Raw genomic sequence first — 12,173 nt, forward strand, 5'->3', positions numbered from 1 at the left:
CACGGTCATCCCGATCACCAGGTCGCGCAGGGCTCCGGCGAGCAGTCGTCGTGGACCGCTCAGCCCGGTGGCCAACGTTTCGCCCACGGTCCCCCGGTGCGCACCGGATCATGGGACAGGCGCTGTCCTGCCTCGGCCAAGACCCGTCGGAGTTCGGCCACCGGGGTGCCCGCGCCCACCTCCACCACCAGGTCGCCGGCGTTGTGCTCGATCCAGGAGAGCGCGGGTGTCCACCAGCAGGTCCACCGAGCATGGTGGCGCGCCCCAACCCAGGGCGGTGCCGCCACCGCGCGGGGTGACGGTCAGGCCGGCCTCACGGGCCGCCCCCAACAGTCGCCCCAACGCCTGGGTGTCCTCGAAGCGGGCCACGCGTGCGGGCACCACCCCGCACACCGCGTCCTCGACATCGCCCTCGCGCAGGGCGGCCCCTTCGACGTCCAGATCCTTCACGCTCGGCCTTCCCACCTCTCGCCGGTGGTGGGATGGTTCAGAACAGTTCGGTGACCTGCTCGATCTGGGCGTCGACCTCCGCGGCCGGCCCGTCCAACTCCACCACCAAGACCGCGGCGGCGGCCGCCGGGTAGTCGCAGGCCACCGCCGCCTCCGCGGCCTCGATGGCCGACGCGTCCATCATCTCGATGGCGGAGGGCAGGACCCCGGCGGCGATGATCGCGCTTACCGCCTCACCTCCGGCGTCCATGGAGGTGAAGGCCGACAACAGGGTGACGGTCTTGTGTGGGCAACGGGTCAGGGAGACGGTGACGCGGGTGGTTACTCCCAGGGTGCCCTCGGACCCGATGAACGCGCCGATGAGGTCGTAACCGTGTGCGCCCGTGGCCTTGCCGCCCAGTTCCACGATCTTTCCGGCCGGGGTGACGATCTCCAGGACGCGCACGTGGCCCGAGGTGAACCCGTACTTGAGGCAATGGGCCCCACCGGAGTTCTCCGCGACGTTGCCGCACACCGAGCAGGCCTGTTGGCTGGAAGGGTCGGGTGCGTAGTAGTAACCGTGGGGTGAGGCGGCTCGGGTGATGTCGAGGTTGGCCATACCGGGTTCGACCACGGCGCACTCGTTGGCCAGGTCGATCTCGATGATGCGCCGCATACGTGAGGTGACCAGGAGGACGCCCTCGGCGTGGGGGAGTGCTCCAGCCGACAAACCGGTGCCGGCGCCCCGGGGGGACGTAGGGGACACCGTGCTCGGCGCACAGGGAGACGATGGCGGCGACCTGGGCGGTGGTGGTGGGCATGGCCACCACCCCGGGGGTGGCGCGGTGGTGGGCGAGGCCGTCGCGCTCGTAGACACGGCGTTGGGAGAGGTCGGTGAGGACGGTCCGCACCGCAGACCTCGCGTAACCGAGGGATGAGGACGGTCAGGTTCGCCGGTGTGCTCTTCGGGTGTGTGGACGTGGCCACGGGGCGCCTCCCAGGTTCGGTCGGAGCGCGTACTGGCCCCGTACTCCGACCGCGACCTCGCAAGGGCGACCGTACGACCGCACCCCTTGCCGAGACAAGGGGTGCGGTGGAATCAATCTTCCGTTTTGTGAAACTCTTCGGCGGCGTTCGAACTACGGCATGCGCTCGTAGGCCGGCAGGGTCAGGAAGTCGACGTACTCGTCGTCCAGGGCGACCTCGGTGAACAGTTCCTTGGCCTGCTCGTACAGGTCCTCGTCGTAGGCGGCGCCCAAGGACTCCTTGATGGTGACGAGTTCGGCGTCGATGATCTGCTTGACGAGTTCGGCGGTGACCTTGGGGCCGTCGTCGAGGGTGACGTCGTTGTGCAGCCACTGCCAGATCTGCGAACGGGAGATCTCGGCGGTGGCGGCGTCCTCCATCAGGTTGTGGATGGCCACCGCGCCGTTGCCACCCATCCAGGTCGCAAGGTACTGCAGGGCGACGTTGATGTTGGCGCGCAGACCGGCCTGGGTGACGCCACCCGGGGTCTGGTCGACGGCGAGCAGGTCGGCGGCGGTCACCTCGACGTCGGGACGCTGCTTGTCGATCTGGTTGGGCTTGTCGCCCAGGACGCCGTCGAAGATCTCGCGGCAGATCGGGACCAGGTCGGGGTGGGCGACCCAGGAGCCGTCGAAGCCGTCGCCGGACTCACGGGACTTGTCGTCGCGGACCTTGGCGAAGGCGTTCTTGTTGACCTCCTCGTCCTTGCGAGAGGGGATGAACGCGGCCATGCCACCGATGGCGTGGGCACCGCGCTTGTGGCAGGTCTTGACCAGCAGTTCGGTGTAGGCGCGCATCATCGGGGCGGTCATGGTGACGGCGTTACGCTCGGGCAGCAGGAACTTGCGGCCACGGGTGCGGTGGGTCTTGATGATGCTGAAGAGGTAGTCCCAGCGACCGGCGTTGAGGCCGGCGGAGTGCTCGCGCAGCTCGTAGAGGATCTCCTCCATCTCGAACGCGGCCGGGATGGTTTCGATGAGGCAGGTGGCGCGGATGGTGCCGCGGGGGATGTCCAGTCGCTCCTGGGCCAGGACGAAGATGTCGTTCCACAGGCGGGCCTCGAGGTGGCTCTGCATCTTCGGCAGGTAGAAGTAGGGGCCCTTGCCCTTGGCGATCTGGCGCTTGGCGCTGTGGAAGAAGTACAGCGCGAAGTCGACGATGCCGCCGCTGGTGCGCTGACCGTCGACGAGGATGTGCTTTTCGTCCAGGTGCCAGCCGCGCGGGCGGACGACGATCGTGGCCAGCTCGGAGTCCTCCTTCAGGGCGTAGGTCTTGCCCTGGGGGGAGGTGAAGTCGATGGTGCGGTCCAGGGCGTCACGCAGGTTGAGCTGCCCCTGGATCATGTTCTCCCACAGCGGGGTGTTGGCGTCCTCGAGGTCGGCCAGCCACACCTTCGCGCCGGAGTTGAGCGCGTTGATGGTCATCTTGCGGTCGGTCGGGCCGGTGATCTCCACTCGGCGGTCGGTGATGCCCGGGGCGGGCGGCGCGACCTTCCAGCTATCGTCCTCGCGGATGTGCTTGGTCTCGGGGAGGAAGTCGAGGTCCTCCCCGGCCGCGATCTGCGCCTCACGGGTCTTGCGCGCGGCCAGCAGCTCCTGGCGGCGGGACTCGAAGGTGCGGTGCAGTTCGGCGACGAGCGCGAGGGCGTCGTCGGTGAGGATCTCGTCGAACCGGTCGTTGAGGGGTCCCGTGATCTCGACCCCGTGTGTGGCGCCCATGGAAAACCTTCCGCAATACGAAATAAGCTTCTGGTATGTGGAAGTGAAACTACTATCTTGACGTCAAGCGGTCAATGTCGCTCGCCACATCGATGACGTGCGAACTTTTCCTGGAGAGAAGCTTGGCGAAACTTCTTCGGTAAATATCGTGATTCTTCGATTCTGCCAGGAGTTTGGAAGGTCACACGGTCGGCGAGGGGCAGTGTCTGGTGTCACGCCGCCCGTGAAAATCAACGTGCCTTCACCGCGGTGAAGTGCCACCATCGAAGCCAGGGGCGAGTCCCGCGGACACCCGCCCCGCCGCACGAGGGGCGTCGGCCGTGCCAGACGACACGGCGTTCGCCCCCAGGCACAGGGGAAGAAACCCGGTGGTGTCCGCGTTGACCCAGCTGGAGGGATATGAATACTTCTGAGATCCACGGAAACGACCGAACCGACCACGAGGCACCGGGCGGGGACGCGTTCCGTGAGACGGCCGCCGTCGAGGACGGTGGCCGGAGCGGCCACACGCCCGACGCGGCCACGGGCGCCGGCGACGACCGGGACGGTCGCCGTCAGGACACGCCCGACCGGGGTGAGATGGAACTGGCCGAGCGTCATGCCCTACGTCGTATCCAGAGCCTGTCCACCGAACTCACCGACGTCACCGAAGTCGAGAACCGGGCCCTGCGTTTGGAACGCGTGGTCCTGATCGGCGTTTGGACCCGAGGAACACAGGCGGACGCCGACAACTCGCTCACCGAACTCGCTGCCTTGGCCGAGACCGCCGGAGCCCTCGTTCTGGAGGGTCTCACCCAGCGCCGTTCCAAGCCGGACCCGGCCACCTACATCGGCAAGGGCAAGGCCGCGGACCTTCGCGACATCGTCGAGGCCACCGGGGCCGACACCGTCATCTGCGACGGAGAACTCACCCCTGGCCAGCTGATCCAGCTCGAAGACGTGGTCAAGGTCAAGGTCATCGACCGCACCGCGCTCATCCTGGACATCTTCGCCCAGCACGCGAGCAGCAGTGAGGGCAAGGCCCAGGTCGAACTCGCCCAACTCAACTACCTGCTGCCCCGACTGCGCGGTTGGGGTCACTCCCTGTCCCGCCAGGCCGGTGGCGCCGGTGGAGGCGGCAACGGTGGCGTGGGTCTGCGTGGTCCCGGTGAGACCAAGATCGAGACCGACCGTCGACGCATCAACGACAGGATCGCCAAGCTGCGTCGTCAGCTGACCCACATGCGGACCGCACGCGACGTCAAGCGCGACGTCCGGCGTACCCGCCAGGTGCCCTCGGTCGCCTTGGCCGGTTACACCAACGCCGGTAAGTCCAGCCTGCTCAACCGGCTCACCGGAGCCGGAGTGCTGGTGGAAGACGCCCTGTTCGCCACGCTGGACCCGACTGTCCGCCAGGCGCGCACGCCCCAGGGCCGTGGTTTCACACTCAGCGACACGGTCGGTTTCGTCCGTTACCTGCCGCACCAGTTGGTGGAGGCGTTCCGTTCCACCCTGGAGGAGGTCGCCGACGCCGACCTGATCCTGCACGTGGTCGACGGTTCGCACCCCGATCCCGAGTCACAGATCAGTGCGGTCCGTGAGGTCTTCGCCGAGATCGGCGCGGGTGACGTGCTCGAACTCATCGTGGTCAACAAGGTCGACTCCGCCGATCCCGACGTCCTCAAGACGATGCGCACCCACCACCCCGACATGGTCGAGGTCTCGGCGCGCACCGGTGAGGGGATCCCCGCACTGGTGGCCGCGTTGGCGGACGCCCTGCCCGAGATCGCCGAGGAGGTGCGCGCGCTCGTCCCGTACTCGCGGGGCGATCTCGTCGCCCGAGCGCACGATGAGGGCCGTGTCGTCAGTGAGGAGCACACCGCCGACGGCACCGAGTTGCACGCCTTCGTTCCCGCGCCGCTGGCGGCCAGGCTTGGAGAGCACGCGCTCAGCACGGTCTGACCTCTTCTGCGGGGACACGTCGAACACACCGGACATTTCGAGGCCGTGGCGAGCCGAATGTGTACGGGATGAGAACACACCGAGGCCGGGGCACCCACAAGGGTGTCCCGGCCTCGGTCCATGTACCCGGAGTACACGGACCACTCATGTTCGGTGGCTTGCTCCGAGTTCGCCGATGAAGTGGGTCTTCGCAGCTCAGCGCTGATGTGAGTGGCTTCAGTACTCGGTGGGATGAGGAGTTCGGGCCCGGAACTCTCGCATTCGTCATCGCACAGAGGTGTACACAGAGTCGGCGAATGGGCTACGGTTTCGGAGCACCGGCCGGCAGTGTCCCCGCGCCCCCTGAGGTCCGAAACCCCACTGCCACGGCACCGCGAGGCGGACTCCGACCGCCCACGGCTCTGTCGGAAGTACGTCCAGATACGAGGTCGCCATGTCCGCCCGTGCGTCCCATGCCCCTGTGCCACGTGCCGCGAACCGGAACTGAACGGCGAAGGCGGACCACACCATGTCGGTACTACTGCTCACCAACATCGGCCGCCTGTGGACCGGTAACGAGCTGCTGACCAAAGCCGCCGTCCTCATCGACAACGACCGGGTGGTCTGGGTCGGGCCCGCGGCCGAGTTGCCCCAGCACATTCCCGGAGTGATGGAGGATCTCACCGACGTCGACGAGATCGTCAACATCGGGGGAGGGCTCCTCACCCCCGGACTCGTCGACGCCCACTGCCACCCCGTGTATGCCGGTGACCGCTACGCCGAGGTCAACATGTGGGCCAAGGGCGCCACCCGCGCCGACATCTTCGCCGCCGGCGGAGGAGTGTCCACGACCGTCACCATCACCCGTGGAACCGATCCCTGGACACTGTGCAACGCCGTCCGGGAGCGACTCCGCCGCTGGGTGCTCTCCGGTTGCACCACGGTGGAGGCCAAGACCGGTTACCACCTCACCCGTGACGGCGAACTCGCAGATGTGCGCCTGCTGCGCTCCTTGGAGGAGGAGCCGGGCATGCCGCGCCTGCACGTCACCTTCTTCCCCGCACACGGGGTGCCTCCGGAGTTCTTCGGGCGTCCCAAGGAGTACGTGGCCACGGCCGCTTCCTGGCTCAGTGACGCCGCCATGGCCGGGGCCGATGGGGTGGACGTCTACTGCGACAACCAGCAGTTCACCACCGAGGACGCCCACATGTTGCTGGGTGTCGGCCAGTCCGTGGGGTTGCGCACCACCATGCACGCCTGTTCCCGGCCTCGCCACGGCGCCGTGCGGATGGCCGCGGAACTCGGCTGTACCTCCGTGGACCTGCTGCACGAGGCCGACGACCAGGACATGCTGGCCTTGGCCGCTACCCGCACCCCGGTGGTCGCCTGCCCCACCACCGCCCTGCACGAACGTCGAACCCCGCCGGTGCGTGCCCTGCTCGACCACGGTGTCCCCGTGGGGTTGGGCACCGATCACAACCCCGGCCAGTCCGGCACCACGTCCATGCCGCTGGTCATCTCCCTGGCCGTGTCCATGTTCGAGATGACCGTGCAGGAGGCGCTCAACGCCGCCACGGTGGGCGGAGCCCACGCCTTGGGAATCAACGACCGTGGACTCATCGCCCCGGGCAGCCTCGCCGACCTGGTGCAGTGGGACGCCGACCACGAGGGCGCCTTCGCCTGGTCCATGGGGCTGAACACCCTGCGTGTGTGGCAGGGCGGTCGGACCATCCGCTGAAGTCGACGTCGGATTCAGCGGGTGCCGCGGGCTCGGGCGATCTCGATCACCGCGCGCTCCAGCGCGTACTCGGGGTCGCGTCCGGCTCCCTTGATCAGGGCGTCCGTCTCGGCGACCACCGACAACGCCCGGGTCACCCCGGCCGGGCTCCACCCGCGCGCCTGCTGACGCAGCCCGCGCATCTTCCACGGCGGCACCTTGGCCCGCTTGGCCAGTTCGGCATCGTTCATCCCACGTGGCGGCTGGGCGGCGACCGCGATCCCGCGCACCGCCCCGGCCAGAGCGCTGTTGATCAGCACAGGAGCGGTTCCCACCGCCAACGACCAACGCAGCTGCTCCAGCGCTTCGGGCAGGCGCCCCTCCACGGCACGGTCCGCCACCGTGAACCCGGAGGCCTCCGCCTTGCCCGAGTGGTAACGGGCCACCGCGTCGGCGTCCACCCGCCCTTCGGTATCGGCGATCAACTGGGTGCAGGCGGCGGCGATCTCGCGCAGCTCGGATCCCACCGCGTCCACCAACGCTTGGGCGGCGTCGGCGGTGATCTGACGCTTGGCCGTGGAGAACTCGCCTTTGACGAACGCCACCCGTTCGGAGGCCTTGGTGGGCCCCTTGCAGTCCACCCGTTGGGCCCCCGCCTTGGTGGCGGCCTGGAGCAGGGCCTTGCCCTTGGCGCCCCCAGCGTGGGTCAGTACCAGGTTCACGTCGTCGGCGGGGCTCTTGAGGTAGTCGGTGACGGTCGCCGCCAGGTCCTTGGTCAGGTCCTGCGAGGAACGGAGCACCACCACCCGGCGGTCCCCGAACAAAGATGGAGAGGTGACCTCCACCAGGGTGGACAGGCCGACCTGGGAGGGTAGGAGGTCGTGGACGTCCACCTCGGGTTCGGCCTCGCGGGCCGAGGCGACCACGGCGGCCACGGCCCGGTCGACGAGCAGTTCCTCGTCTCCGACGATGAGCGTGATGAGGGCGGGTGCAGGCATACAACGAGCATGCCACGCCCTACCGACCGGCCGGTGCCCTTCAACGGTCGGGGACGGGGCCACGGGAGACCACCCGTACCGGGGAGTCCAACACGGCCACGTCCCCGTCGCGGTCGGTGCGTGCGTTCACCCGGGCCACCCGTTCCAGGATCCCCTGGGTGGACGGAGCCGGATGGCCATAGGGGTTGTCCGAACCCACAGAGGTCACCGACACCAGCGCCCCGGTGGCTTCGAGAAAAGCGGGCTCCTGGGTGCCGGCCCCGTGATGGGGGGTGTTGAGCACCGTCACCGCCAACAGCGCGGCGTCCGGGCCGCGCAACAACTCTCCCTGGGCGGGCTCCTCGATGTCCCCGGTGAGTAGAACCGACAGGTGAGGGCCGTCCGCACGAACGACCACGGAGGCGTCGTTGACCGAGCCCGCGTAACCGGCCCGAGGCCACAGCACCCGCAGCGCCCAGGGACCCACCCGCAACGATCGGCCCCGTTCGGCCACCGTGAGCTCCGCACCTTCGCGAAGCAGTAGGCGTCCCACCGGTGTGGAATCGAACCCCTCCGGGGCCAACACCGACGTCACTCGCCGATGTCGCAGTACTCCCGGGGTTCCGTCCACGTGGTCGGCGTGGTCATGACTGAGCACCAACAACGGGACGTCGCGCACCCCCAACCGGCTCAAACACCCGTCCACCACCCCGGGGTCGTCCCCGGTGTCGTACACCACCGCCTCCCCCGGCCCCGTGGACAACACGAGCGCGTCCCCTTGCCCCACGTCGCAGGCGACCAACGCCCACCCCCGCGGGGGCCAGCCTCCCGGTACGCACCGGGCCGCCGCTCCCAGCAGCAGAGCCACCACCGCCACCGCGGCGAGCACTCGACGGGCCCGGCCCCGAATCAGCAGGAAGACCACCACCAGCGTGGCCAGCAGCAGTGCTCCGACCAGGTCGGAACGCCACGGCAAGGCTCCGTAGGGTACCCGCGCGCCCACCTGTGCCACCCTGGCGATCCAGGAGACCCCCAGGCCCGGCAGATGTACCAGGACCACGGCCGCACCGGACCACACCGCCGCCAGCGCGACCAACGCCGACCCGGCCACGGTCACCACCGCGACCACAGGGGCGGCCAATACGTTGGCCGGCACCGCGACCCAGGAGACCTCCCCGGACAGCGAGACCAGGACCGGAGCGACCGCCACGTGCGCCGCGACCGCCACCGCCAGAGCCTCCGCGAGAGGGCGGGGCAGCCGAGTGGACCACGCGCGCGTCCAACCGGGCACCAACAGCAGGATCCCGGCGGTGGCCAATACCGACAGTGCGAACCCGTAGGAGGACGCCAACCCGGGGGCGACGAACAGTACCCCCACCACGGTGGCGCTCAGCGCACCCAATCCGGCCTGCGTACGCCCGGTCGCCAACGCCAGCAACCCGAGCGAGCCCATGAAGGCCGCCCGCACCACGCTCGGTTCGGGTCTGCACACCAGGACGAACAGCCAGATCATCACCGCGCCGCCCAACACCGAACACCATGTCGGGGCGCGTGCCCACCGCGCCAGCGCCAGCACGAACCCGGTCAGGATCGCCAGGTTGGCACCGGAGACGGTCAACAGATGAGTCATTCCGGTGGCCCGGAAGTCCTCCGCCGTCTCCTCCGACAGCTCCGAGGTGTCACCGACGATCAGGGCGGGCAACAACCCTCGTTCGGGCTGGGACAACTCGGCCGTGGCCTGGCGAAGGTCGGAGCGGACCCCGCCGGCGAAAGCCTGTAGGCGGCCGGCCTTCGCCACCTGTTCGGGCGGGCCCCGGACCGGGACCAACGCCGCGGTCAGTGGGTCGTCCTCAGCGGCCAAGAAAGCGCCACGGGCGGTGAAGGCCTGCCCCGGTAGCAGTCCCGACCATCCCTCGCCGGAGGCCAACACCACCACCGAAGCGCGGGAAGGACGCACCCGACCCTCCACACGTACCCACAGGGTGCGTGCCGGCACCACCCATTCCGCACGCCCAGGGCGAGGCATCCCAGCCCTGGAGCGTGGATCCGCCGTTGCCACCGCGGCGAACTCCACCTCACCCTCGTGTTCGACGGCCACCGCAGCGGCGCTCGTCATGGTCCTGTGCACGTGGAGGCCGGTCACCGCGGCCACCGTCGCCACGCATACCAGGGTCGCCACCGTCACCAGGGCGGGCGCCTGCGCCACTCGGTCGAACCGGGCCATCAGGAAGACCGCCAGCGTGCAGGCGGCCGCCACGGCCGAGCCCGACCACGCGGCCCAAGGCGGAACGGCCAAGGCCGCCAACGCGCAGGCCCAGGAAGCCGAGGCCGGCGCGACCAGCCGCAGGTCCGGCCGGTTCAGTCCGTACCCGTCGGTCCCCAGCCAGGTCACCATCGGCCCTCACCCCACGGTCACGTGCGGCCGTAGGTTCTCCAGGGTCTTCTCCCCGATCCCGTCCACCCCCAGCAGATCGTCGACACTGGAGAAAGAACCCCCAAGAGCCTCCCGGTGAGCGAGGATCTGCCGTGCCTTCTTCTCCCCGATCCCGGGCAGGGTCCGCAACTCCGTCTCTCCGGCGGTGCTGATGTTCACCAATGAGGTTCCCCCGCCGGGCACACCCGCGTTTTCGACGCCCTCCTCCTCCGCGACGCCGACCAGGATCCGTTCTCCGTCGGTCAGTGTCCGGGCCAGATTGAGCAGGTCCAGATCGGTTTCGGGTAGTGCGCCCCCGGCCTCCTCCACGGCGTCGGCCACCCGCGACCCGGCGGGCAGGGTGTACAGGCCCGGTTCGGTGACCTCACCGCCAACGTGCACCACCACGTCCTCCTCTGGCTCCACGTCGGGTGGCGCATCGGTCGAGGTATCGGCGCTGCCGGGGACGTCATCGGCGAAGGAACCCTCGGTCACCGCTTGGGTGACCAACTCGGGGGCGGTGACCTCTTGAGGGCTCTCACGCGACATCAGGAACGCCGCCACGACCGCCGCCACACCCAGGGCCAGCAGGACCGCCACCGACCTTCGGGACAGCGCGCTCTGGGAGCTCCAGCCACGTGTCACCCGTTCCAGGGCGCTGAGGGATTCCTCGGGTGACAGCTCCACGTACCCGGCGGGTGGCCGTTCTGGTCGGCGTGTGGGCCGGGAAGGGTCCCGCGTCCCCTCCGGTGGTTCCGGCGTGGTGGCCCGTCCCTCCTCGGAGGCGCCCTGAGTCCGTGCGGGCGGGTGCGTCCCGGGCCCTGGCCCGGCCGGTTCCCTCCAGGGTCCGGACGAGCGTGTCTTCCGGTTTCGCGCAGGCCTCGGTGCCGGCACCGAAGGTGCGGGAGTCGAGGGGGCTGAGAGGGGCAGTACGTCCCGCGAATCCCGCTCCCGCCATGGTGGCTCGGTGCGCGCGGAGAAGGGGCGGTGGGCGGCGTCGGCCTCCGGAACCGCGTAGGGGGCGCTGGGCACCTGGGACCCAGATCCGGGTTCGGACGCCGAGGGCACGACCGGTGGGCGGGGAATACGGGCGCGCAAACGCCTGGCCACGGGAGAGGCGTCCAGTCCGAGTGCGCGGAGTCGTTCTTCAGGGGTCGATGTGGGAGAGGGGCGCCGTGACCGGCGCGAAGCGGTCATGCCATCAACGCTAGGGAGTCGTTCACCCCCTGTCACCGGTCGTTTTCAAGCTGTGGACAACTCGCCGGTAACCGTGATCCGTGCTCCTCGGAACCGGCCGAGAACGACGACAGGGCCCGGGCTCCCAACGGGAGACCGGACCCTGGAAAACCGCGGGCCACGCAGTCCTTAGGCGGACTGGAGCTGGTACAGGCGCTTGGCGATCGCGCTCTTGCGGTTCGCGGCCTGGTTCTTGTGGATGACGCCCTTGCTGGTGGCCTTGTCCAGAGCGCGGGCGGCGGTGCGCTGCGCCACGGTGGCCTTCTCGACGTCCCCGGCCTCGGCAGCTTCGCGGAACCTCCGAATGGCCGTCTTCAGGGAAGAGCGCACCGCCTGGTTGCGGACACGAGCCTTCTCGTTCTGCCGGTTGCGCTTCTTCTGCGACTTGATGTTCGCCATGCGAAAACGTGCTCCAGTAACTGTGATCTGCGCGCCGGTCGAACAGGCGGCTCATCTCATGGGCAGCCGTTCCATGAGTGGCGTGCGTGGGCACCGGCGCAGGGTGTGTGAGTCCATAGGGCTCGAATTCGAACGTGGAAGTCCGAGACACGGACTTCTCAGTATGCCGTATTCGGCGGACCGCTCAGACCTGGGGCACGTGAATTCGACTACGAACTCTCAGGAGAGCGGGTCCAACCACGCCGTTCGATAGGCACGCACGTCGTCTTCGGTGGCCTCGTCGGCCAGGTAGAGCGCCACTCCGGTCGTCAGGCCCTCGGGTGGTTCGGCTCCCGACA

General features: G+C 68.9%; 8 protein-coding genes and 1 pseudogene. 2 read left to right on the forward strand and 7 right to left on the reverse strand.

What is annotated here, in order from left to right:
- Nucleotides 1–108: 108 nt before the first annotated feature.
- The 3 genes and pseudogenes from D472_RS28190 to aceB all read right to left on the reverse strand — a co-directional run bounded on the left by D472_RS28190 (nt 109) and on the right by aceB (nt 3,173).
- Nucleotides 109–450 (reverse strand): FAD-binding protein, encoded by a 342-nt coding sequence (locus D472_RS28190; RefSeq protein ID WP_026117676.1) that lies wholly within the window; start codon nt 448–450, stop codon nt 109–111.
- 43 nt (nt 451–493) lie between these two features.
- Nucleotides 494–1,377, reverse strand: a pseudogene (locus tag D472_RS26775) (FAD-binding oxidoreductase); the annotation flags it as partial.
- A 191-nt stretch (nt 1,378–1,568) separates the two neighbouring features.
- Nucleotides 1,569–3,173 carry a malate synthase A gene (gene aceB, locus D472_RS0113860; RefSeq protein ID WP_017605087.1) on the reverse strand — a complete coding sequence of 535 codons (1,605 nt, stop codon included), beginning with the start codon at nt 3,171–3,173 and terminating at the stop codon, nt 1,569–1,571.
- 399 nt (nt 3,174–3,572) lie between these two features.
- Between aceB and hflX the strand changes: the two genes are divergently transcribed.
- Both hflX and D472_RS0113870 read left to right on the forward strand, forming a co-directional pair.
- Nucleotides 3,573–5,114 (forward strand): GTPase HflX, encoded by a 1,542-nt coding sequence (gene hflX, locus D472_RS0113865; RefSeq protein WP_017605088.1) that lies wholly within the window; start codon nt 3,573–3,575, stop codon nt 5,112–5,114.
- 508 nt (nt 5,115–5,622) lie between these two features.
- The gene (locus tag D472_RS0113870; protein WP_017605089.1) at nt 5,623–6,831 is read left to right on the forward strand and encodes an amidohydrolase family protein; all 1,209 of its coding nucleotides are present in this window, start codon (nt 5,623–5,625) and stop codon (nt 6,829–6,831) included.
- 14 nt (nt 6,832–6,845) lie between these two features.
- Here D472_RS0113870 and holA read toward each other — a convergent pair whose 3' ends face one another.
- From holA to rpsT, 4 genes are all read right to left on the reverse strand, one after another.
- Entirely contained in the window at nt 6,846–7,808 is a 963-nt protein-coding gene (gene holA, locus D472_RS0113875; protein WP_017605090.1) for a DNA polymerase III subunit delta, read from the reverse strand.
- A gap of 40 nt (nt 7,809–7,848) precedes the next feature.
- Nucleotides 7,849–10,182 (reverse strand): ComEC/Rec2 family competence protein, encoded by a 2,334-nt coding sequence (locus D472_RS0113880; RefSeq protein ID WP_017605091.1) that lies wholly within the window; start codon nt 10,180–10,182, stop codon nt 7,849–7,851.
- 6 nt (nt 10,183–10,188) lie between these two features.
- Nucleotides 10,189–10,887, reverse strand: coding sequence for a helix-hairpin-helix domain-containing protein (locus D472_RS29080; RefSeq protein ID WP_017605092.1), 699 nt, complete (start codon nt 10,885–10,887; stop codon nt 10,189–10,191).
- A 678-nt stretch (nt 10,888–11,565) separates the two neighbouring features.
- Nucleotides 11,566–11,835, reverse strand: a complete 270-nt coding sequence (gene rpsT / locus D472_RS0113890; RefSeq protein WP_017605093.1) for a 30S ribosomal protein S20 — start codon at nt 11,833–11,835, stop codon at nt 11,566–11,568.
- Nucleotides 11,836–12,173 lie beyond the last annotated feature (338 nt).

The sequence above is a fragment of the Nocardiopsis alkaliphila YIM 80379 genome, assembly GCF_000341005.1.
Lineage (GTDB): Bacteria > Actinomycetota > Actinomycetes > Streptosporangiales > Streptosporangiaceae > Nocardiopsis > Nocardiopsis alkaliphila.